Origin of the sequence: Chroococcidiopsis sp. CCALA 051, from assembly GCF_003015105.1 — a bacterium.
Lineage (GTDB): Bacteria > Cyanobacteriota > Cyanobacteriia > Cyanobacteriales > Chroococcidiopsidaceae > Chroococcidiopsis > Chroococcidiopsis thermalis.
This window is the reverse complement of record NZ_PYCI01000006.1, coordinates 12,559-34,368: the sequence shown is the minus strand read 5'-3', so window position 1 is coordinate 34,368 and position 21,810 is coordinate 12,559. Positions and strand designations below refer to the sequence as shown.

The following is a 21,810-nucleotide window of genomic DNA, read 5'->3' as shown; positions in this document are numbered from 1 at the left end:
ATTGCCAACTCCATCGTGTCACTCGATTCAATCAATGGATAAGCCAAACCGTATCTTGATTTTATTTGCTCATCCGGCACTGGAAAAGTCACGAATCAATCGCCAATTGATTAAGGCCGTTCGTGGAATGGACTCCATTACCATTCGCGACCTATATGAGCACTATCCCAACTTTCATATTGATGTGAAGTTTGAGCAAGCGCTTCTGGTCACCCATGACATCATTATTTTTCAACATCCCTTCTACTGGTACAGCAGCCCTGCCATCCTCAAAGAATGGCAAGATCTAGTGCTGGAACATGGCTTTGCCTATGGTCATAATGGCACTGCCTTACGCGGAAAAAAGCTCCTTTCTGCTATTACCACTGGAGGGAGCGAGCAGGCTTATTGCCGACAGGGACATAATTACTTCACAATCCGAGAACTTCTGGCTCCCTTTGAGCAAACGGCACATCTGTGTGGGATGGAATACTTACCACCGTTTGTGATTCACGGAACCCACCAACTACAGGAGACTCACCAAATTTCTAGGTATGTCAAAGACTATCAAACCGTGATTCTCATGCTACGCAACCACGCGATTGATTGGGAGCAACTGCTGCAACACCGACATCTAAATCATTACCTTGAGCAAGCGCTCGACACGCAGGAGACACCTCTCCATGTCCAATGAAAACTTATTCTTTCAGGCTTTCGTCTACCTAGCGGCGGCAGTCATTACAGTGCCAATTTCCAAACGACTGGGACTGGGTTCTGTATTGGGATATTTGATTGCTGGAGTCGTTATCGGTCCGTTCGGGCTGCGTCTAGTGGGGCAGGAAGGTCAGGATGTCATGCGCTTCGCTGAGTTTGGCGTGGTGATGATGTTATTTCTAGTAGGCTTGCAACTTCAGCCCGATCTGCTGTGGCGGATGCGAGTCCCAATCTTGGGATTGGGCGGATTGCAGATGGTTGCTAACGTTGTCCTCCTGTCAGGGCTAGGAATCCTGTTGGGACTGTCGTGGCAAACCGCACTGGCGATCGCGCTGATCCTGCCCCTCTCTTCGACGGCGATCGGCGTACAAACCCTGAGTGAACGGGGACTTATGAGAACAGAGGGAGGACAGTCCGCCTTTTCAATCCTGCTGTTTCAGGCAGTTGCCGTTATTCCTATCCTGGCACTGTTGCCCCTGCTATCCACAAATCCTGGAGAGGCGGTGAGTCAAACTGCAACATCAAGCAATACACTGGCAGGCTGGCAACAAACTCTACTGGTCATGAGTACGGTGGGCGGTATTGTCGTGGGTGGGCGATTCTTGATGCGTCCGGTATTTCGCTTTATTGCAGCTACTCGCCTGCGCGAGATTTTTACGGCGACGGCACTACTGCTGGTTGTGGGAATTACCCTGGCAATGCAAGCAGTCGGATTATCTCCAGCATTGGGAACGTTTGTAGCGGGGGTGGTGCTGGCGGAAAGTGAGTATCGTCATGAGTTAATGAGTACCGTTGAACCGTTCCAGAGCTTGCTGCTGGGGTTATTTTTTCTCTCGGTCGGAGCTAGCATCAATTTCAACTTAATCCTGGGGCAACCATTGCTAATTTTCGGGTTAATTGTTGGAGTCTCCATCCTTAAATCTGGGGTGTTAATTGCGCTAGGGAAGCTATTCAAACTGGATTTGAATCAGAGTATCTTGTTTGCGTTTGCCCTGGTACAAGGTGATGAGTTTGCGTTTGTTTTGTTTTCTTTTGCAGCACAGAGCAACGTGCTTTCAGAGAATCTGGCAGGCAGCTTGATTGCCGTTGTCGCCCTTTCGATGCTGCTATCGCCGCTGTTTATGATTGCCTACGATCGCCTGATCGTACCTCGTTTTCTTTTACAGTTAGACGATCGGGAAGCCGATGACATTGAAGACAATGAAAACTCTGTAATCATTGCTGGGTTTGGGCGATTTGGTCAAATTGTCGGACGGTTGTTGCTCGCGAATGGCTATCCAATTACCGTTTTAGAGTATAACCCAGCCCAAATTGAGCTATTGCGGCGCTTTGGCTGGAAGGTATTTTATGGTGATGCCTCTCGGATCGATCTGTTATATGCAGCTGGGGCAGCACAGTCTAAACTTCTGGTCGTAGCGATCGACGATCGCGAGCAAATCCTGGAGATTGTAGACTTGGCACGTAAGCACTTTCCGCACCTCAAGATTTTAGCGCGGGCGATCGATCGTCGCCATTGCTACGAGTTGATTCGCCGTGGAGTAGATGTGATTCAACGCGAGACATTTGGGTCGGCGTTAGATATGGGCGTTGAGGCATTGAAGCTATTGGGATTACGAGCCTATAAAGCACATCGCGCTGCTCAAACCTTCAGACATCATGATGAAGAAGCATTGTATGATATGGCTTCTGTAGAAGGAGATGACACCGCTTTGATGGCACGCTCTCGTCAATTAGCACAAGATCTGGAGCGAATTTTGCAGTCTGACGAACGAGAAATCGCCCATGACGATCGAGCTTGGGATGTCCTAGCTCAGCAAAGAGATGCTATCTAAGACGTGTAACAAGTCAGAGCAATCGCTGCAATTGCTAAATAAAAATCTAGATCCAGTTTCATGAAAACTACTTGCAGCCTTCCACAAAATCAATCACTTGATGTAAAGACCCTGGTTTGGTCACAATCAATATAGTTGAATTGGGTTCCAGTACCGTACTACCGTTAGGAATCATCAGATTCTCGTGGGGATGGGGTTGATAGCCAATAATTAAAGAACCTGCGGGGAACCGGGGATCTCGAGCAATTTCGGCAACGCTACGATTAGCAACATAACAACTTTCTGGAATGGAAAGTTTCAGTACCTCAATCTGCCCTTGCTCAAAATGCATCATCGATTCTACTTGCGGATACTCGATCGCATTCACCATTGTGGCAACTGCCAAGTCAACAGTACTGACAATATGGTTGGCTCCTGCAAGGCGTAGCGGTTCGGCAAAGTCGCGATGTCGCATTCGTGCCAAAATGTGGGAAGCTCCGTAGTGCTTGGCAAGAGTCACCATTGCCAAATTCAAGGCATCATGGCGAAGGACAGCCGCTACAGAATCAGCTTTGCGAATCCCTGCTTCTAACAAAACTTCCGTATTTACCGCACTTCCTTCAAAAGCCATCACCCCCACTTGTTCGCGGGCATAACGGCAAGCAATAGGATCGATATCAATAATGGCTACGGTATGCCCTAGTTCTACAAGGCTTTGCGCTAGACTTAGCCCGACTAAACCTGCTCCGCCAATGAGGACGTACATTGTTGTTTCCTAATGCTACTGTTCCTTGCTTTACTTTAAGGGCTAGCAAACGATTAGATTGTACTTTAAACAAATGTAAGTTTGCGCGCACCAGAAGTAGATGAGTTTTCTATAGCAGCCAATGCAATGTCTGTGCTCACCTAAACATAGCAAGACGAGTAGAGGAAGCCTATGCTGCTTCTACCTTAAATATCGACAAACCTTTACTGAAGCCTTCGATCCACTTTACGAGCGATGGCAAGTGAGCAACAGCTCATCAAGCGGTCTAAGCCATGCTTCGGGGTTTGATTGGTAGTTCAACCTGAAAGTTCGAACCTTTACCTACTGTACTTGCTACATGAATTTGACCGTTATGGGCTTGAACAATTTGTCGAGCGATCGCCAATCCTAACCCAAAGCCGCCACTATCTTGCGATCGTTCTGTGTCAACTCGGTAAAAGCGATCGAAGATATAGGGTAGATCTGCTTCTGGAATTCCAATACCAGTGTCGATGACCTGGATGACTGCCCAACCTGGATGGGGGACTAAGCGCAACTGCACAGTTCCACTAGCAGGAGTGTATTTACAGGCATTGTCGAGCAAATTTTCTACTGCTTGCCGCAGTAAGTCTGGGTCAGCCCATAACTCAATTGGTTGCTCGGATAACTCATAGGTTAGACTGATGCTTTGGGACATTGCTCGCTCCAGATATTGTGATGCTAAATTCTCCAGCAGATCGTTGAGATTTAACAGCTTGAGAGATTGAGGCAGAATTTGCCCTTGTTGACGAGCTAATAGCAATAAATTGTTAACCAAAGTCCCCATCGATTTAGCACTATCTATAATATTTTCCAACGGCTGATGGTATTGCAAATCGTCCGCTGCTATCATTAACGCAACTTGGGCATTGGTAAGAATGGCAGAGAGCGGCGAGCGTAACTCATGGGAAGCATCAGCAGTGAACCGTTGAAGTTGGTGATAGGATTGTCGAATCGGCTGCATCGCTGCTCCACCAAGCAACCAACCTGTCAGTCCGATCGACCCCAGTGCTACAGGTACAGCAAGAGTTAATACAACTTGAAACTGACTAAGACTGTTTTGAGTCTCTGCCAGCGGCATGGCAACTTGAAGATAGCCAAGTATCCCGTGCCGTCCTTCAACGGGCAACGTGACTTGACGAAGCCAGAGTTCGTCTTCCAATAGCGGATCGACAGATTTAATCGTGAGAAATCCAGGGGATACATTCAACTGCTCTGGGGGAGGAGTACCGAAAAATCGAATCGACTGCCCTTGAGGGTTGTACCACCGAACGTAGACTAAATTTTTATCCAAGGGGTGAGAACCGCTGCCTAATAGCGGTACATTGCTCAGATCGACTTGTTTGTGCCCTTGACGCCACTCATATTGCACGCTAGCTGCCATCACCCTTGTTCTGTCATATAGCAGCCGATCTAAAACATCTAGTTTGTCTTTAATTTCAAAATAATAAATTCCCCCAGCGAAGACCACGAGAATACTACCCATTGAAAGGGTGAACCAACGAGCTAGATTCCGACGACTATGGTTGAACACTTTTCAAACTTCAAAGTCAATGCTTTTGAGGAACAAGACGATAGCCCATACTATAAACAGTCTCAATCCAATCAGCTGCTCCCACCGCCTGCAAGCGTTGACGAAGCTTGCGAACCAGAACAGTTATGGCATTGCTTTCTGGCTCAGTCCCCCACTCCCATAACGCTTGCTCAATCTGGTTGCGAGTCAAAACTTGTCGGGGATGACGCATGAAGTACTCTAACAACTGAAACTCTCGACTGGAGAGAGAAACGACTTTGCCTTGTCGTTCCACAGCCAGCGTGTCGAGGTGGAGTTGGAGATCGCTAAGGCAGAGAATATCTGCCTCCCAGAGGGGAGATCGCCGCCGCAATGCCCGCACTCGTGCCATGAATTCTACAATGTCGATTGGCTTAACCAGATAGTCATCTGCTCCTGCATCTAACCCAGTTACTTTCTCAGGTGTGGTATCTCTGGCTGTAATCATCAGCACCGGAGCAGTTTTACCTGCTGCTCGATACTGGCGACAGAGATTTAACCCACTGATGTGGGGTAACATCCAATCTAAAATCAGTAGGTCATACTCTTTTTCAGATAAGAGCCACTGAGCGGTTTCCCCATCCTTCACCCCGTCCACGCTATGTCCTGCTTGGGAGAGAACGATTTGAAGGGGCATCAATTGTTTAGGGTCATCCTCAACCAGTAAAATTCTCATACCATTCCAGCAAGATTCTCATACCATTGCTGTTGCGCTTTGCTTTATCAGCATAGAATTTAATGTAATTAGCACATCGTCTATAGGTAAGATTTCAGGAGGGCGATCGCGGCATTAGAGTGCAGATACGAGCGGATTTATGAAATGAATGGGACAAGGTGAAGCGTGTGGCATGGGATTAAACGTTGGCTACAAGTGTCAGGGATAGAGTTTTGGTTGCCTTTACCATTTGTGGCAGCTGGATTCTGGTTTGTCTGTAGTCTCCTGGCTGCTCAGGAATTAAGCCGCTCCTACAGTACAAACAACAAACTCCAATCAGATACTCAATTGGAAGCAAAGGTATCGGTAAACGTATTGCTGATCAATGCTACTATCAACAGAACAAAGGGAGTGACTCAGGTAGAAGTGGAGACAGCGGAACCGATCCTGAAGCGATTGGAATTGGAACTGCCAACAATAGAGGTCGAGCGGATAGAAACGGCGATCGCTCAAGAACTAGGATTATCCCGACAAAATATCAGGCAGTTAGTACGCTACGAAATCATCGAGTGAAGTTAGTTTCGCTTTAATAAAAGCTTTTTTGAGCTGAAGCAATAACACGAGCTTTAGAGGCATTTAAACGCCGCAAACCATTCAAATCCAAATAGCTAAACCCAACTTTCGAGAAGAAGGGCAGGACGCAGAACAGGAGTGTCTCAATCGTCTGATTGACCCAACCCAGCCCCGAAGGACCGATCAGCCAAGTAATTGGGTAGCTAATCCACAACACTGTGAAGTAAGTGACGAGTTTGTCATAGAGTTTTGATAGTTCCACACCTTGCCCGCGAGTTTTGGCGCGTAGAGGCAGCCAAATTCCCCAAAGCACGATTGAAAATGCGGCTACGCCGCAGGCATACCACAGATATCTCATCCAATCCACAGTAGACAAATCAGCTACTAGCCCAGTCACCACCACGATCGCTTGAGTTCCCATCAGAGAACCAATTAGAGTCCAGTCTTTTGCAATGTAGTACATCGCTGTCCAAGAGAGTGCCAACAATAGCAAGGGGGTAGTCACAATCCAATCAATATAACGAGCATAATGGACGACCTGACCTGCCACTTCCACTTTTCCCTGATTTAATGCCATTGCCATATACGCTAGCCCTGACCAGATCGGGATGAAGGTGGCAACTAAATATTCGGATTGAGGAACGCCACGAGGTTTGGTGCCCAGTGAAATGAAGTAAAGCGCCCCGATTGCCATTGCTGCTACATAAATCCAGTGAAACGTTGCCTGCAAGTCCATAAGCTACCTCCATTGGCTTGCCTATTAGTCTTGAGGACAAATGTGATCCAAAAGTGAGCAACGTCAACAAGTCGATCATATTTCACTCACATTTGCAAACGACGCTAGAGACAACGTGAAGCAACAGAAAAACCCTTGACTTAAATCATCTTTAGTTGCTCTCTCGTTGCCATTTTGCGTGAAGGAAGTGCTATGGCAGTAGCGGATGTAGAGACATCAACCAAACACCTATGGCATTATCTTGCTATAGAGGAAGTTGCTCGGCTTTTAGCAACCGATCTTGAAACGGGTCTATCTGCCAATGAGGCAGCAGAACGGCACGATCGCCTGGGTCCAAATCAGTTAACAGCGAAAAAAAGAGAAAGCGCCTGGTTACGATTCCTCCAGCAATTCAATCAGCCTCTACTTTACATCTTGTTAGTTGCAGGGGTGGTGACTGCATTTTTGCAAGAGTGGATCGATTCAGGCGTGATTTTTGGTGTGACTCTAATCAACGCCATCATTGGCTTCGTTCAAGAAGCTAAAGCTGAGAATGCGATCGCCGCCTTAGCAGAATCCGTAACGACGGAGGCAACCATTGTACGAGATGGTCAAAAGCTGGTCGTTTCTTCTAGCGATCTAGTTCCTGGCGATCTCGTTTTGCTATCCTCCGGTGACAAAGTGCCTGCCGATTTACGGCTGAGCGAAATTCGCGATTTACAAGTGGATGAGTCTGGCTTGACAGGAGAATCGGTTCCGGTTGAAAAAGATCTCAAACCGCTGCCTCCGGAGACTGCTCTAGCAGAACGGATAAATATGGCTTACACGGGTAGCTTAGTCACTTTCGGTCAAGCGCGTGGGCTAGTTGTGGGAATTGGAGAGATGACAGAAGCAGGACACCTCTCCCACTTGATGCAACAGAGTACAAGTCTAGAAACCCCATTGACTCGTAAAATTGATAAGTTTAGCAAAACTCTGCTGTATGTCATCTTGGGGTTGGCTGCATTCACCTTTGCTGTGGGAGTTGCCCAAGGTGCATCCTGGGTTGAGGTGTTTAAAGCTGCTGTCGCTTTAGCAGTGAGTGCAATTCCTGAAGGCTTACCAGCTGTTTTAACCGTTACTTTGGCGATTGGCGTTTCACGGATGGCGGCTCATCACGCCATCATTCGCAAGTTACCAGCGGTTGAAACATTGGGTAGTACAACGGTAATCTGTTCCGACAAAACAGGGACGCTGACTGAAAACCAAATGACAGTTCAAGAGATTTATGCTGGTGGACAACGCTATACGGTCAGCGGTGGGGGCTATGCACCGCATGGAGAGATTTTCCTGGACGAACAACCTGTTGACTTGGCGAATACACCAACTTTATACGAATGCTTGCAAGCAGGATTGTTGTGCAATGACTCGCATTTGAAGGAAGAGGATGGCAACTGGGTAGTGGTTGGCAGTCCTACGGAAGGAGCGTTGGTTGCTGTAGCTCGTAAAGCAAGTTTAACATCGCAATCTTTGGAACAGACACTTCCCCGACTCGATACGATTCCTTTTGAATCTCAGTTTCAGTACATGGCAACCCTGCATGACACCAGAGCAGAAAGGTCGATCTATGTCAAGGGTTCAGCCGAGGCGATCCTCAAGCGATGCTACCAAATGCTCGATACTCATGGAGATAGGATTGCAGTCAATTCAAAGCAGATAGAGCGATCTGTAGATGAGATGGCGAAGCAAGGGCTGCGGGTACTCGCACTTGCCAAGAAAGTTGTACCGCGTTCGCAGTCTTCAATTGAGCATTCTGACATTGAGAAAGATTTAATTTTTCTGGGACTGCAAGGCATGATCGACCCACCTCGCCCAGATGCGATTGAAGCAATTCATTCCTGTCAGTCGGCTGGTATCCAAGTCAAAATGATTACGGGCGACCATGCAATGACTGCGGCGGCGATCGCCCAGAAGATCGGGCTGAACCAAAGCGAAGATGCTCCCGTTTTCACGGGTCAAGATCTCAGCCAAATGGACGATCGGCAACTGGCAAATGCTGTAGAGCAGAGCATGGTATTTGCTCGCGTTGCACCCGAACAAAAGCTCCGCATCGTTGAGGCGCTTCAATCCAAAGGTGAAATTGTGGCGATGACTGGAGATGGAGTTAATGATGCCCCAGCCCTAAAACAAGCCGATATTGGGGTGGCGATGGGGATCGCTGGTACGGAAGTGGCGAAAGAAGCGGCTGATATGCTCCTGACTGACGATAACTTTGCCTCAATCGAAGCGGCAGTTGAGGAAGGACGCACGGTTTATAAAAATTTGCTGAGAGCGATCGCCTTCATCTTGCCTGTAAATGGTGGAGAATCGATGACGATTTTGATTGGGGTACTTTTGTCAACGGCATTGCCGATTCTTCCGGTGCAAATTCTTTGGTTGAATATGGTTAGCTCCGTAGCTTTGACAGTACCTTTAGCATTTGAGCCTGCCTCTGTTGGGGTCATGCAACAACCTCCTCGTCCGACGAACAAACCCCTTCTATCGGGTAGCCTGCTGACACGGATTCTGACAGTCTCTGTTTTCAACTGGATTGTAATTTTTGGCACGTTTGAATGGATCGTTCAAACCACAGGCAATGAAACTTTAGCTCGGACGATGGCAATTCAGGCATTGGTTGCAGCAGAAGCTTTTTACCTGTTAAGCATCAGTCGATTTATCCCAGCGCTCTTTGCCAGAATACGCGGTAAAGATGAATCCATTGGCTATGCTGTGGCGGTCGGCATTGGTTGTGTATTCATCTTCCAAACGCTTTTTAGTCAATGGAGCGTGATGAACCAGCTATTTACAACTGAGGCACTGAGCTTGATTCAAGGCTTAATTTGTCTTGGTTTGGGAATCCCGATGATTGCTCTAGCAGCCCTGTTAAAGCGTTTTGCACCTCTCAAGTAGCCTCTCTATAGCGCGGATTGCTTGGCAACTATTTTCCAACTCTACTGGTAGAGAGTATTCACCTTTACAGCATCAAACTTTCAAAAATCAATATGACCGATCGTAACCTTAAACATGGTATTGGTATATTTTCTCATCGTCAAAACGCAGAACAGGCACTTACCGAGCTGCAAAGCATTGGCTTCCCCATGCAGAAGATTTCTATGGTGACAAAAACCCCCGAAGGCGATGAGATTCTAGGTTGTAATGTCATTCAACGACCGCCAATTACACGAGCTGAAAGTGCGATAAAAGGCGCGCTTGCAGGGAGTACAGGAGTAGGATTAATGACTTTAATTGTTGGACTGGGCATCTTGCTAGTCCCTGGAGTGGGTCCTGCCTTGGCTGTGGAAAGTATGGTAGCGGTTATTTTAGGTAGTGGAGCTGCTACAGTTGCCGGCGGACTGCATGGGGCGCTGCGAGGTTGGTTTGTCCCCGAAGAACAAGCCAGATTTTACAGCGAGCGATTCAACCAAGGAGATTACTTAGCGATCGTAGAAGCTACAGAGGATGAGATCCAAAAGGCTGAAGCTGTTCTCAGCCATTGGGGAATTCAGGAGTGGCATATTTATAATGTTCCCTAAATAGTTTTCAGAAGTTACGCAGTCGATTCCCCAACAGAGTTAAAAAGAGGACATTAGTTTCCCCCCCCCTTTTTTGTTAAGGGAGTATAGGGGGGATCGAGATCTGAAACTTCAAGTGCGTAACTGCTGTGCTCCCTCAACCCCCTCAGCTTCCCTAGCCCCGAGTCCCTAGTTGTGTCCGATCGACAAAAATCTCGAACTTTAGCTGGAATTGCGGGGATCGTTGCAGTAGCAACCCTGTTGAGTAAATTAGTTGCCTTGTTTCGCCAACAGGCGATCGCGGCGGCTTTCGGTACGGGTATAGCTGCTAACGCCTACAACTATGCCTACATCGTCCCTAGTTTCTTTTTAATCTTGCTGGGAGGTGTGAATGGTCCAATCCACACCACGATTGTCAGCATCTTAGAAAAGCGTAGCAAACAGGAAGCCGCTCCCCTAGTGGAAAGCATCACGACTCTAGTTAGCGGAGTGTTGTTGCTCGTATCCATCGCCCTGTTCTTGTCGGCGGATGGATTAATTTATTTGGTGGGTCCGCAATTGAGCCAGACAGCCCACGCGATCGCCGCCGAGCAATTGCGAATTATGTCTCCGATGATATTACTGTCGGGATTAATTGGGATTGGTTTTGGCACGCTCAATACTGCCAATCAATACTGGTTGCTGTCTCTCAGCCCCGTACTTTCTAGCATCACGATTATTTTGGGGCTGGGAATCTTATATTTATCTTTGGGGAGCCAAATAATTTCTCCTGCTTATGTGGCAATTGGCGGGCAAGTTTTAGCCTGGGGAACGCTAGCAGGGGCATTATTTCAGTGGATCGTACAATTAATCGTACAGTGGCGATTACGACTTGGTACGCTGCGCCTGCGATTTGATTTTCGCTCTCCTGCCGTACGGCAAGCAGTTAAGTTGATGGCTCCGGCTGTTTTTGCTTCTGGAATGCTACAAATTAATCTGTTCACCGATTTTTTCTTTGCTTCCAGCATTCCTGGGGCAGCTGCTGCTTTCAACTACGCTAACTTGATCGTTCAGACTCCCCTGGGCATCATTTCCAATGTCATTTTGCTCCCCTTATTTACAATTCTCTCTCGGCTTGCCGATCCATTGGAGTGGCACAATTTGAAATCGCGACTGCGTCAGGGATTGATTCTAACGGCTCTCACGATGCTGCCTTTAGGAGCTTTGTTTGCGGCTCTAGCGATGCCAATCGTCCGAATCGTTTACGAACGCGGAGCCTTTCAACAAGATGATTCGCAACTCGTAGCTTCAATTTTAGTTGCCTACGGCATTGGTATGTTTGTCTACTTAGGGCGCGATGTCTTGGTACGAGTATTTTATGCTTTGGGAGATGGAGAAACGCCCTTCCGCGTTGGTTTGTTAAATATATTTCTCAACGCTCTACTAGATTTTATCCTCATCAAACCTTTTGGCGCACCTGGAATTACACTGGCAACAGTAGGAGTCAATACGATTTCGACGCTGGTGTTTTTGGGTATCTTGCATCGTAAACTCCACGGCTTACCATTGCGGCAATGGAGTTTACCCATTTTAGGTTTAATTGCCAGTGGTTTTACCGCCGGAATCGCTAGTTGGGGAACTCTTTGGAGTTTGCAACATTTCTTCGGTAGTCAGGGACTAGTTTTACTACTGCTGCAAACGATCGCTTCTGGGTTAGTAGGCATTGGAATTTTTGCCCTCATCGCCACTCGGATGAAATTGCCAGAAATCGATTTTTTAGTGGCTCGGTTGACTAAAAGGGGAGCCGGGAGTCAGTAGGGGCGGGTTTAGAAACCCGCCCGTACGGGAGGGAAAGAGAGCTGAGGAGGCGCTCGGGAGCTGAGGAGGACAAGGGGGACAAGGGGGACAAGGGAGCAACTACCAATTACCAATTACCAATTACCAATTACCCATTACATTTCATCTTGATACTTCTGCAAAATCTCCATTAAGTCAGTTTGACCTCGGGCTGGTATCAAGTCAATTAGGGGGATTTCTTTTTTCCCGCCCCCAAGTTTAACGGGAATATTTTGTAAAACTTGCTGGACTCGATCTTCTGAGAGCGATCGCGCCGTCAAAATGGGATAGAGTTGTTCGGCAAGCAGGGTATGAAGTTTGGCATCGGCAAGATAAAGATGCCATTTGGCAATATCTATATATACGTTTTCGCCGATTTCAGCTGCGATCGCTTCAATAACTTCTGAAGTACTTTGTTTAGCCATAAAACTGAACTTCCTTCTATTTGAAAAGGGTAATGGATAAGTCGCAAGTCAAAAGCCTGTTGCAAGAAAGCCTCTTTGCCTCACTCACCAATTACCAATTACCCATTACCACTCTTCACTGATAGCTGATAACTGACAACTGATAACTGACTCTCTAGGTAGATTTGGGCGGTGTATCTGGCGCAGCTGACTCAGAATAGTTGGCGATCGCGGCAATGTAAATTAAATGTCCTAATAATACAGTTGCCCATCCCCCTGTTAACCAAGGCAACCACTCCCAAGCTGTGGTTTTGAGAATGTGGACGAACCACAGACCGGAATTCATGGCAGCGAAAATCGCTACGTGGGTAGCAAAGTTCATGCGATCGTCTAAACGTCGATAGGCAGGATCGCGGCGGTCTGGTTTACGGGGCCAACGAGGAGGCATGTGTTTGCTGTTCACCGATTGAGTTGTCTATATTTTATCGACTTCTTGCTGCGGATAGTAAGTATCGATGCCAAACTGGGCAAACTAGACCTGAAGTAAGAAACTCTCTCAAAACCAAATTTAAGTTTTATGGAGACAGTCATTTATATAAAAATGCTCGTTTGCCGCTATTGACAATGAGCCAAATAGAAATTTGTTGAATTTAGACAATTTAGGCATGACCTATGAAAAAGATCTTAGTTATAGAAGACGAGCGTTTGATTAGAGACAACATCCTAGACTGTTTGGAAGATGGGGGCTATGAGGTTGTTGGAGTTGATAACGGTCAAGTTGGTTTGGACTGGGCAAGCGAACACAAACCCGATCTGATTTTGTGCGATGTGATGCTGCCGGAGTTAGATGGCTACGAAGTATTGCGATCGCTGCGTCAAGAACCAACCACTGCACTGCTGCCGTTTGTTTTTCTCTCTGCCAAGGTGGAAAAAGCTGAGATCCGTCATGGCATGAACTTGGGAGCTGACGATTACATTACAAAACCCTTTACTCCTGACGAACTACTAGATACAGTGGCGGCGCGGCTGAAAAGACGGGATGCGATCGTCCAATATGCAGAACTTTTGCAGGCTTCTCTATTCAACAGCGATCGCATTTCGCTCGCACCTCAACCCATAATTAATGCTCCTTCCACGCCTGCACCAGCTCAATATCAAGACTTCAACGCATTTGCTCAGGAACTAGCAGCACTCCAATCGGCTCAATTTACTGGCAAATTAAATGTTAAAAGCGCCACGGCTCAGTCTTGGGACTTTTACTTGCATCAGGGGCGCTTGTTGTACGCTACAGGAGGGATGCATTTAGCGCGGCGCTGGCAAAGGCACGTCTCGACTTACTGCCCCCAAATTCAACTGACTCAATTAAATTTACCAGCAGAGCTTTTTACTCGACCTGCTTGGGAATATCAATTACTCGGCTTGTTACTGAAACAACAACAGATCGGTCGCGAACACATTGCCCCAATAGTGCGCGATTGTGTTGTCGAAGTCCTGTTTGACATGATGCAGGCAGGGCAAATCAATTACCAAAAATCGGAGCAAGCCTTGCCTTTACAACTTCTTGCTTTAGAGTGGGAGCAAGTCTTCACCCCAGCCCAAAAACTATGGCAAGCTTGGCAATCGAGCAATCTAACTTCGCTTCTACCCAACTATGCCCCCCTAGTCAAACAGCCAGAAGCTTTACAACAACAAACTTCACCAGCTGTCTACCGTCAACTGACAGCAGTACTCGATGGCAAGCGATCGCTGCGCGAACTGGCAGTATTGATGAAGCGTCAAGCTGCCGAAGTTGCTGTGTCTCTCCTACCCTACTTTCAATCTAAGATTGTCGAATTAGTCCAACTGCCTGACCTACCACTACCACACGCAGCCACCGCACAACCTGCAACACCACCAACATCAGCTGCACCCGCCTCATCTACGGCTGCCAAATCGCTCCTAATTGCTTGTATCGATGACAGCCCTCTCGTCTGCCAAACGATGGATCAAATGCTGTCCAATGCAGGTTATCAGGTATTAACAATTCAAGATCCTCTACGGGCAATCTCAACTTTGCTGACGCGCAAGCCAGATTTAATTTTCTTAGATCTGGTTATGCCCAACTTGAACGGCTATGAAATTAGCTCGCGACTGCGTAAGATTGCAGCTTTCCGCGATACACCGATTGTCATCCTTAGTGGTAATGCGATCGACCGCGCCCAAGCGCAAGCAGCAGGAGTCTCGGATTACCTAGAAAAACCCGTACAAACAGAAAAGTTATTGCAAATGATTGGCAAACACATTTCTGTAGGAAGCTGAAGAGAAAAGTCGTAAGTCGGGAGTTGGAGACAAGGGAGACAAGGGAGACAAGGGAGACAAGGGAGAGGGGGGAGACAAGAGAGACAAGGGAGACAAGGGAGACAAGGGAGCAAGGGAGCTGAGGAAGAAAACGACCAACTACCAACTACCAACTACCAATTCCCCACACCCTACACCCCACACCCTGTTCGCTGATAACTGATAACTGATAACTGAGAACTGATAACTGAGACTGGCATGAGATCCGCAGGTAGAGCGAAATGACAAAGATTCTGGTCATCGAAGACGAGCAGGCAGTTAGAGAAAATATTACCGAGCTGCTAGCGACGGAGGGATACGAAATCGTTGCCGCAGAGAACGGTCACGTTGGTATTACCTGGGCTTGGGAACATAAACCCGATCTGATTTTGTGCGATGTGATGATGCCGGAATTAGACGGCTATGAAGTGTTGAAGTTGCTGCGCGAAGAACCAACTACAGCGCTGATGCCTTTCATTTTTCTCTCAGCCAAAGCAGATAAAACTCATTTGCGCCAAGGGATGGAATTAGGTGCTGATGATTACCTAACTAAACCGTTCTCAAAAAAAGATTTATTAGGGGCGATCGCCGCGCGGTTAAAAAAGCAAACAGCGTTACGCCAACCGGAACCATCCCACGACGAACATCATGGCGATCGCGACAACGCAAATATTTTTGTTGCCGAGTTTCTTTCGCTCAAGTCAGCTCAAGTGACTGGCAGACTATCTGTCACCAGTGCTTCGGGGCAAGAGTGGACTTTTTATCTGTACTCCGGTCGAGTTTTATATGCTACTGGAGGGATGCATCCCATCCGCAGGTGGCAAAGGCTTATAGTCACGCACTGCCCGCAAATTTCAATCGATCGACTGAAATTACCAACCGATCTAGCTGGCTCGGCATGGGAGTATCAAGTTCTGAGTTTATGGCTCAAACAGGAGCAAATTACCAGTAAGCAAGTCACGCAAATCGTGCGCGGTAGTATCACGGAAGTGCTATTTGATATTTTGCAAACTGGGCAAGTTATCAAATATCAGGTGCAGATCGAAAATTCTTCTGGGTTGCAATTATTACTCATGGACATCGAGCAAGCACTTGCGTCAGCTTATCAAATGTGGCGTAACTGGCAACACGCTAACTTAACAAATGTTTGTCCCAATCAAGCTCCGATCCTCAGAAATCCAGAATTATTGCAACGAAAAACTTCCCCCAACACATACCGTCAGTTGACTACACTACTAGACGGACGGCGGACACTACGCGATTTAGCCGTACTCATGAAGCGTCAAGTTTTAGAGCTATCCTACACTTTGTCACCCTACCTTCAAGACGACATGGTGGAACTCACAGACATTCCCGATCTGGCTATGCCCACGGCTGGAGAGGTTGCATCAGAACCACCAGTTACGCCAATAGCACTGAAACCGACGATCGCTTGTATTGATGATAGTCCATTAGTGTGCGAGGTGATGCGGAACATTATTACGGATGCAGGATATCAGTTTATAGACATTCAAGATCCTTTGCGGGCGCTTGCGACTTTGTTAAGTCAAAAACCAGACATGATCTTTTTAGATCTCGTCATGCCAAAACTAAATGGTTATGAAATTTGCACGCGCATCCGTAAGATTAATGCGTTCCGCGATACGCCGATCGTCATTCTCAGCGGCAATTTGATCGATCGCGTGCGGGCGATGGTTGTGGGTGCATCGGATTGTCTGGACAAACCCGTGCAAGCTGATGCAGTTGTGAAATTGATTCACAAGCATCTATCCGCGTCAGAGCGATCGACCTAGCTCGACTTTTGCTAGAATTTTGACAATTTAGGGTGAAATAACTTCTGCAACTTCGTCTTCTGCTAAACTCCAGTCTTCAAAATATTCGTAAACTTCAGACAAACTTTCCAAACCATCAACCGCGCTTTCCAAAGCTTGAAAATAAGCTGCTGTAGCTTCTGCGGATTCAGTTGAAGTATTCCAGCTCAAAATTTCATCAGTTTTGGTTTGCAGCTTGGTAATCAAATGAAGTTGTTGCATCAGGATTTGCTCTAATCGGTCGTTCATAAATTCGATCTAACGCGAGCAGTGAATAGCAATTTCAATCTTACAAGTATGGAATTAATACAAAGTTAAGAATAGGCAATCCCGAATATATTACTGATTTAGATATAGCCGCTTTCAAAAAGTATATATAGTAGCAGGGGCGCACGCTGTACGCCCCTACGATTGAAATGTATTGCAATTCTAACGAGAAGAAATGCTATGTTTTCTAAACGGTTGCCAACTCAGGTGCGGGACGCTTGCTGTTACGAATGCCTGCGATCGCCTCAGCATAATCTTTAGCTTTAAATACTGCTGAACCAGCTACAATCGCATTTGCGCCTGCTTCTAGGACTTGCCAAGTGTTGCTGCCTTTCAATCCACCATCAACCTCAATCCAGGGATCTAAACCGCGATCGTCGCACATTTGGCGCAGTTTGCGGATTTTGGGTACGACAGATGGAATAAAGCTTTGACCACCAAAGCCTGGGTTAACGCTCATGATTAGCACTAAGTCGCAAAGTTCTAGTACGTACTCGATCAGTTCTAATGGTGTAGAAGGATTGAGTACGACCCCTGCTTGTTTCCCTAATTCTCTAATTTGACCGAGCGTGCGGTGGAGGTGAGGGGAAGCATTATGCTCGGCATGAACGGAGATAATATCGGCTCCTGCTTTGGCAAAATCTTCAACGTACTTCTCTGGCTCTACGATCATCAAGTGAACATCCAGAGGTTTTTGAGTTACAGGGCGAATTGCTTCGACAATCAGCGGACCAATGGTGATGTTAGGCACAAATCGACCGTCCATGACATCAACGTGAATCCAGTCAGCTCCAGCCTCATCGACTGCTTTAATCTCAGCTCCTAGACGGCTAAAATCTGCTGATAGTATGGATGGAGCAATAACAGTTTGCTTTTTGGATGGCGTTTGGGTCATGGTTGGAGATTCTCCTGCTTCCTCTGTTGTCAGCATTTTAACAAAATGTTTAGTTTTCCCCCAAGTGTTATCTGAATTCGGAATTCGGAATTCGGAATTCGGAATTGCGACCGGGAGTAGTAGGGTGGGCATTGCCCACCCTACTTGAATTTGACGAACTTGCGATCGCCAGCCAGGAAAGCCGTACTTCACCCCTCAACCTTTTACCGGATCGCCAACATAGAATAAATAGAGTAGCTTTCGTAAAGAATTGTAAGGTTTTCTCATGGCAGATCGGTTAATTCGTGCCACAGCCGCCGATGGGGGAATTCGCGCTGTCGGCGTTATCACCACCAAGCTGACTGAAGAGGCAAGAAAACGGCATGAACTTTCCTACGTGGCGACGGCAGCGCTAGGACGCACTATGTCCGCTGGGTTGTTATTTGCTTCTAGCATGAAACGCCCTGATTCGCGAGTCAATATTCGGGTCAAAGGTAATGGTCCGTTAGAGGGAATTTTAGTCGATGCAGGTTTAGACGGTACTGTAAGAGGTTACGTCGGCAATCCCGCGATCGAACTACCACCAAACGATCGCGGTAAATTGGATGTTGGCGGTGCTGTGGGTTCAGAGGGTTATCTCTACGTCGTACGCGATGTTGGCTATGGCTATCCCTACTCCAGCACGGTAGAGCTAATATCGGGAGAGATTGGCGACGACTTGTCTCACTACCTAGCTACGTCAGAACAAACACCGTCAGCGTTAGTATTAGGCGTATTTGTCGGCGCTACAGGAGTGACAGCAGCAGGAGGATTGCTAATTCAAGTTTTGCCCAAAGCAGCCCGCGATGAAGCTTTAGTACAAACATTAGAATCAAGAATTGCTCAGCTAGCAGGATTCACGCCCTTACTCCAAGCTGGAAAGACCTTACCGCAAATCTTCGAGCAACTGTTAGGAGATATGAATTTGGAGATTTTTCCAGAATCCCAGTTAGTGCGCTTTTACTGTGGTTGCTCTTTTGAGCGCGTTCTAGGAGCGCTGAAAATTCTAGGCGAAGCAGAATTACAAGACATGATTGCCAAAGATGACGGAGCCGAAGCCACATGTCATTTTTGCGGACAAGTTTACAAAGCCAGCAGCAATCAGTTAGAGCAGTTGATTTTGGATTTACGGGCAGAGTCTTAATCAGTGACCAGTGACCAGTGACCAGTGACCAGTAGAGAGCGATCGATTAATCTGAATTGCGTGCATGGCGCGAATTGCCCATTACCAATTACCCATTACCAATTACCCATTACCAACTACCAATGACAAATGACCAATGACCAATATAGGATGACAATGAATGTGCTTAGCAGGCAAAATCAAGCATAGTACTTAAGATATTGGGGCGAGTCATGAGCGATCGGAGTATGCCAGAGGATTGGTCTGTGAGTCAGCCGCCAGCAAAGGGGGACAATGGCAATCAGCCTCATACCCAACATTCTGTAGACTCCGCTTCTCAATATCCAACGGATCGCGAGCTGTCTCAATACCTGTCCCAGCAAAGGCACAATTCAGAAGTCATGCCACAATCACCATCGCACTCATCACAATCTGGTAGCGTTTCCCCTTCATCAGCTACAGACGGTAAGTTGTGGTCTAGCGTACCTCCATCGGGAGAGCCGCCTAGTGTCGGACGCAAGCGGTGGTGGAAACACTGGATGCTTTGGGCAGCTCTGGCAGCGTTGGGGGCTAATGGAGTGGCGATCGTCGCCATGACGATGTTATTTAAGTTACCATCTGCACCTAATTGTCCGGCAATTTTTTGGCCTCTGGCTTCAGGGACGGTGCGGTTGCATTGCGCTCAAGTCGCAGCGGCAAAACGAACTGTACCAGATTTAATGGCAGCGATCGCCTTAGTAAAGCCATTACCACAAAATCATCCTTTAAGTCAAGAAATCGAACGGGGTTTAGCAGAGTGGTCGCAAGATTTACTCGCCTTAGCAGAAGAAAAGTTTCAAGCCGGACAGCTATCGGAGGCGATCGCGATCGCCTCCGATATTCCGTCAGATGTCTCTACAGCCTCCACCGTCCCAACGCAAATTGAAAAGTGGAAATCGATTTGGGCGGAAGCAGAAAAAATTTATGCTGAAGCCGAGTCCCAGATCCCGAAAGAAAACTGGTATCGGGCTTCGATGGCAGCGGTACGTTTGCTCAATGTCGGTAACAACTATTGGGCAAATACAAAATACGAAGAATTAAAGTATGCGATCGCCACCGCCAGAGAAGATGGCGGAAGATTGGAGAAAATTCAAAATTTGGTCAATCGAGGCAGAGCCGACGATTTTCTAGCTGCCATACAGCAAATTCAAGCAATTGAAGCAGGTAGCTATTTTTATCAGAAAGCTCAAGCAATGATTCCCGATATCGGGCGCAAAATGCTCGATTTAGCCCAGGAAACTTTAGATAAAAGAGATGTAGACAAAGCGGTTGAAATTGCTAATCAAATTCCTGCTGTTGCCAAATTAGAAACAGAAGTCCAAGATTTTACCGTCCTGGCTGAGGCACATCGGAGTGCTTTTGTTGGCACTGTTTCTAGCATAGAAGCGGCAATTGCCGAAGCGCAAAAAATTGGACTAGACCGACCGCTTTACTATAAAGCTCAAGATACGATCGCCCGTTGGCAACTTGAAATTGAAGATGTGCAGCATCTAGCCAAAGCACGCAGCTTAGCTCAACCAGGGGCAGTTGCCGATTTAAATGCAGCGATCGCCGAAGCTTTGATGATTCCAGACTCGAATCCCCGTGCTGCTGAAGCCAAGCGAGAAATTGACGGCTGGCGGCGACGGATACAAACATTTGAAGACCAACCTTACCTTAACCGTGCCGACGAGATAGTGGTTGAAGGCGATGTCGTCGCTTTACAAGCAGCAGTTGATGAAGCGAGTAAAATTGGTGAAGGACGCGCGCTTTATGGCGAAGCCCGTAAGCGAATTCGCAACTGGACGCGCCAGATCCAAACGATTGAAGACCAGCCATTCTTAGACCAAGCGCGAGACTTGGCAAATAACGGCAATCTACCAGCGGCGATCGCTGCTGCTGGGCAAATTGGTGCGGGACGGGCGCTACATGCCACAGCGCAGGCAGAAGTTAAGGAATGGCAAACTCAACTTCAGGCGGAACAAGATTGGCGCGAAGCCCAGCAAGTTGCTTTGCAGAATACTCCCGATGCCTTGGCACAAGCAATTCGGCTGGCGGATCGGGTTCCTAACAGCAATTCCTTACGATTGGATGTGAATCCAGCCATTAATAACTGGGGCGATCGCTTGTTGCGATTAGCACAAGACCAAGGGACGTACAACCCACAAGCAGGGATCGATATAGCCCGTAAAATTCCGCGCAGCAGCAGCGCCTACGGAGCCGCTCAAGCGCAGATAGGCGAGTGGCAGAGGATTTTGAACCCTCCTCCTCCCGAACCGCTTCCCAGCCTCGATAACACCGCACCGAGTCCAATAAATTCCGAGCCTATTCCTAGTGCTAGTCCTGATGATAACTAATCCTGACGATTGTAAACTTTAACGGTTTTGATTAGGCATCATAAACATAGCAGCAAAACATTATTATCGCTCTTATGGATTGCCGACAAAACCAAATAATTTAGCCAACCCACCAAGAATAGCTAAAATCAAACCGACTAAAATTCCTCGATTGATAAAATCTTGGCTCTTAACTCGTTCATCTAGTCCATTTATTCTCTCACCCAGAGTTTTAATTTCTCCTTTAATTTCAGTTTGCCCTACTTTTAGATCGACAACATCTTTTTGTAAACTATCCAATCTCTGGTCAAGCTTAGCTAAAATTTCCTTTAAGTCTTGCTCTATTGTGACTGACATAGGTAAAATTCCCATTTGTGAGAAATTAATATAGATTCTTTTAGCATAGTTGCGATCGCATTTCCCCTGGAATGGTAAAAGCGATTCCCTACAATCAAGTTTTTTACCTTATAAGGTATAGTTTATACCCTGTAATA

20 protein-coding genes are annotated in these 21,810 nt (G+C 47.1%); 10 read left to right on the top strand and 10 right to left on the bottom strand.

Annotated features, from left to right (window positions below):
* The first annotated feature begins 34 nt into the window (after positions 1 to 34).
* Positions 35 to 673 carry an NAD(P)H-dependent oxidoreductase gene (locus C7Y66_RS02375; RefSeq protein ID WP_106218980.1) on the top strand — a complete coding sequence of 213 codons (639 nt, stop codon included), beginning with the start codon at positions 35 to 37 and terminating at the stop codon, positions 671 to 673.
* A complete protein-coding gene (locus C7Y66_RS02370; protein WP_106218981.1) occupies positions 663 to 2,525 on the top strand; it encodes a monovalent cation:proton antiporter-2 (CPA2) family protein in 1,863 nt (620 codons plus the stop codon). Before C7Y66_RS02375 ends, C7Y66_RS02370 begins: the two co-directional genes overlap by 11 nt.
* 67 nt (positions 2,526 to 2,592) lie before the next feature.
* On the opposite strand, the gene C7Y66_RS02365 is transcribed toward C7Y66_RS02370, so the two are convergent.
* From C7Y66_RS02365 to rppA, 3 genes are all read right to left on the bottom strand, one after another.
* Entirely contained in the window at positions 2,593 to 3,270 is a 678-nt protein-coding gene (locus C7Y66_RS02365; RefSeq protein WP_106544341.1) for a TrkA family potassium uptake protein, read from the bottom strand.
* Positions 3,271 to 3,535: 265 nt separating this feature from the next.
* Positions 3,536 to 4,822, bottom strand: a complete 1,287-nt coding sequence (locus tag C7Y66_RS02360; RefSeq protein ID WP_106544340.1) for a cell wall metabolism sensor histidine kinase WalK — start codon at positions 4,820 to 4,822, stop codon at positions 3,536 to 3,538.
* 16 nt (positions 4,823 to 4,838) lie between these two features.
* Positions 4,839 to 5,516 (bottom strand): two-component system response regulator RppA, encoded by a 678-nt coding sequence (gene rppA, locus C7Y66_RS02355; protein ID WP_106166097.1) that lies wholly within the window; start codon positions 5,514 to 5,516, stop codon positions 4,839 to 4,841.
* A gap of 165 nt (positions 5,517 to 5,681) precedes the next feature.
* Here rppA and C7Y66_RS02350 point away from each other — a divergent pair, with 165 nt between their 5' ends.
* Complete coding sequence (locus C7Y66_RS02350) at positions 5,682 to 6,068, top strand: hypothetical protein (RefSeq protein ID WP_106544339.1); 387 nt, start codon at positions 5,682 to 5,684, stop codon at positions 6,066 to 6,068.
* 13 nt (positions 6,069 to 6,081) lie between these two features.
* Here C7Y66_RS02350 and C7Y66_RS02345 read toward each other — a convergent pair whose 3' ends face one another.
* Positions 6,082 to 6,804 (bottom strand): bacteriorhodopsin, encoded by a 723-nt coding sequence (locus tag C7Y66_RS02345; protein ID WP_106544338.1) that lies wholly within the window; start codon positions 6,802 to 6,804, stop codon positions 6,082 to 6,084.
* A 192-nt stretch (positions 6,805 to 6,996) separates the two neighbouring features.
* On the opposite strand from C7Y66_RS02345, the gene C7Y66_RS02340 reads away from it, so the two are divergent.
* The 3 genes from C7Y66_RS02340 (at position 6,997) to murJ (ending at position 12,110) form a co-directional block, all read left to right on the top strand.
* Complete coding sequence (locus tag C7Y66_RS02340) at positions 6,997 to 9,711, top strand: cation-transporting P-type ATPase (RefSeq protein ID WP_106218918.1); 2,715 nt, start codon at positions 6,997 to 6,999, stop codon at positions 9,709 to 9,711.
* Between the two features lie 92 nt (positions 9,712 to 9,803).
* Entirely contained in the window at positions 9,804 to 10,334 is a 531-nt protein-coding gene (locus C7Y66_RS02335) for a hypothetical protein (RefSeq protein ID WP_106218917.1), read from the top strand.
* A 174-nt stretch (positions 10,335 to 10,508) separates the two neighbouring features.
* Complete coding sequence (gene murJ, locus C7Y66_RS02330; RefSeq protein ID WP_199197204.1) at positions 10,509 to 12,110, top strand: murein biosynthesis integral membrane protein MurJ; 1,602 nt, start codon at positions 10,509 to 10,511, stop codon at positions 12,108 to 12,110.
* A gap of 134 nt (positions 12,111 to 12,244) precedes the next feature.
* On the opposite strand, the gene C7Y66_RS02325 is transcribed toward murJ, so the two are convergent.
* Both C7Y66_RS02325 and C7Y66_RS02320 read right to left on the bottom strand, forming a co-directional pair.
* Entirely contained in the window at positions 12,245 to 12,553 is a 309-nt protein-coding gene (locus tag C7Y66_RS02325) for a DUF3181 family protein (protein WP_106544336.1), read from the bottom strand.
* Positions 12,554 to 12,707: 154 nt separating this feature from the next.
* Positions 12,708 to 12,980 (bottom strand): 2TM domain-containing protein, encoded by a 273-nt coding sequence (locus C7Y66_RS02320; RefSeq protein ID WP_015157092.1) that lies wholly within the window; start codon positions 12,978 to 12,980, stop codon positions 12,708 to 12,710.
* A gap of 224 nt (positions 12,981 to 13,204) precedes the next feature.
* Between C7Y66_RS02320 and C7Y66_RS02315 the strand changes: the two genes are divergently transcribed.
* A complete protein-coding gene (locus tag C7Y66_RS02315; RefSeq protein WP_106544335.1) occupies positions 13,205 to 14,830 on the top strand; it encodes a response regulator in 1,626 nt (541 codons plus the stop codon).
* A 145-nt stretch (positions 14,831 to 14,975) separates the two neighbouring features.
* Here the strand turns inward: C7Y66_RS02315 and C7Y66_RS32805 are convergent, their stop codons facing one another.
* On the bottom strand, positions 14,976 to 15,110 hold the full coding sequence (locus tag C7Y66_RS32805; RefSeq protein WP_255409925.1) for a hypothetical protein: 135 nt from the start codon (positions 15,108 to 15,110) through the stop codon (positions 14,976 to 14,978).
* Here C7Y66_RS32805 and C7Y66_RS02310 point away from each other — a divergent pair.
* Entirely contained in the window at positions 15,091 to 16,641 is a 1,551-nt protein-coding gene (locus tag C7Y66_RS02310) for a response regulator (RefSeq protein ID WP_106544334.1), read from the top strand. The two genes, C7Y66_RS32805 and C7Y66_RS02310, sit on opposite strands and share 20 nt — an antisense overlap.
* A 27-nt stretch (positions 16,642 to 16,668) precedes the next feature.
* Here C7Y66_RS02310 and C7Y66_RS02305 read toward each other — a convergent pair whose 3' ends face one another.
* Positions 16,669 to 16,908 carry a hypothetical protein gene (locus C7Y66_RS02305; protein ID WP_106544333.1) on the bottom strand — a complete coding sequence of 80 codons (240 nt, stop codon included), beginning with the start codon at positions 16,906 to 16,908 and terminating at the stop codon, positions 16,669 to 16,671.
* Positions 16,909 to 17,113: 205 nt separating this feature from the next.
* Complete coding sequence (gene rpe / locus C7Y66_RS02300; protein ID WP_106544355.1) at positions 17,114 to 17,821, bottom strand: ribulose-phosphate 3-epimerase; 708 nt, start codon at positions 17,819 to 17,821, stop codon at positions 17,114 to 17,116.
* Between the two features lie 265 nt (positions 17,822 to 18,086).
* On the opposite strand from rpe, the gene hslO reads away from it, so the two are divergent.
* Entirely contained in the window at positions 18,087 to 18,983 is an 897-nt protein-coding gene (gene hslO / locus C7Y66_RS02295; RefSeq protein ID WP_015157098.1) for an Hsp33 family molecular chaperone HslO, read from the top strand.
* 212 nt (positions 18,984 to 19,195) lie between these two features.
* A complete protein-coding gene (locus tag C7Y66_RS02290) occupies positions 19,196 to 21,337 on the top strand; it encodes a chromosome segregation ATPase (RefSeq protein WP_233222490.1) in 2,142 nt (713 codons plus the stop codon).
* Positions 21,338 to 21,409: 72 nt separating this feature from the next.
* On the opposite strand, the gene C7Y66_RS02285 is transcribed toward C7Y66_RS02290, so the two are convergent.
* Entirely contained in the window at positions 21,410 to 21,673 is a 264-nt protein-coding gene (locus C7Y66_RS02285) for a hypothetical protein (RefSeq protein WP_106544353.1), read from the bottom strand.
* Positions 21,674 to 21,810: the final 137 nt, after the last annotated feature.

Coding starts and splice junctions, on each gene's coding strand:
- C7Y66_RS02365 (WP_106544341.1), bottom strand. CDS start 3,270: ATGTACGTCCTCATTGGCGGAGCAGGTTTAGTCGGGCTAAGTCTAGCG.
- C7Y66_RS02285 (WP_106544353.1), bottom strand. CDS start 21,673: ATGTCAGTCACAATAGAGCAAGACTTAAAGGAAATTTTAGCTAAGCTT.
- C7Y66_RS02320 (WP_015157092.1), bottom strand. CDS start 12,980: ATGCCTCCTCGTTGGCCCCGTAAACCAGACCGCCGCGATCCTGCCTAT.
- C7Y66_RS02340 (WP_106218918.1), top strand. CDS start 6,997: ATGGCAGTAGCGGATGTAGAGACATCAACCAAACACCTATGGCATTAT.
- C7Y66_RS02325 (WP_106544336.1), bottom strand. CDS start 12,553: ATGGCTAAACAAAGTACTTCAGAAGTTATTGAAGCGATCGCAGCTGAA.
- C7Y66_RS02345 (WP_106544338.1), bottom strand. CDS start 6,804: ATGGACTTGCAGGCAACGTTTCACTGGATTTATGTAGCAGCAATGGCA.
- C7Y66_RS02305 (WP_106544333.1), bottom strand. CDS start 16,908: ATGAACGACCGATTAGAGCAAATCCTGATGCAACAACTTCATTTGATT.
- rpe (WP_106544355.1), bottom strand. CDS start 17,821: ATGACCCAAACGCCATCCAAAAAGCAAACTGTTATTGCTCCATCCATA.
- C7Y66_RS32805 (WP_255409925.1), bottom strand. CDS start 15,110: ATGACCAGAATCTTTGTCATTTCGCTCTACCTGCGGATCTCATGCCAG.
- C7Y66_RS02290 (WP_233222490.1), top strand. CDS start 19,196: ATGAGCGATCGGAGTATGCCAGAGGATTGGTCTGTGAGTCAGCCGCCA.
- C7Y66_RS02315 (WP_106544335.1), top strand. CDS start 13,205: ATGAAAAAGATCTTAGTTATAGAAGACGAGCGTTTGATTAGAGACAAC.
- C7Y66_RS02310 (WP_106544334.1), top strand. CDS start 15,091: ATGACAAAGATTCTGGTCATCGAAGACGAGCAGGCAGTTAGAGAAAAT.
- C7Y66_RS02335 (WP_106218917.1), top strand. CDS start 9,804: ATGACCGATCGTAACCTTAAACATGGTATTGGTATATTTTCTCATCGT.
- hslO (WP_015157098.1), top strand. CDS start 18,087: ATGGCAGATCGGTTAATTCGTGCCACAGCCGCCGATGGGGGAATTCGC.
- C7Y66_RS02375 (WP_106218980.1), top strand. CDS start 35: ATGGATAAGCCAAACCGTATCTTGATTTTATTTGCTCATCCGGCACTG.
- rppA (WP_106166097.1), bottom strand. CDS start 5,516: ATGAGAATTTTACTGGTTGAGGATGACCCTAAACAATTGATGCCCCTT.
- C7Y66_RS02370 (WP_106218981.1), top strand. CDS start 663: ATGTCCAATGAAAACTTATTCTTTCAGGCTTTCGTCTACCTAGCGGCG.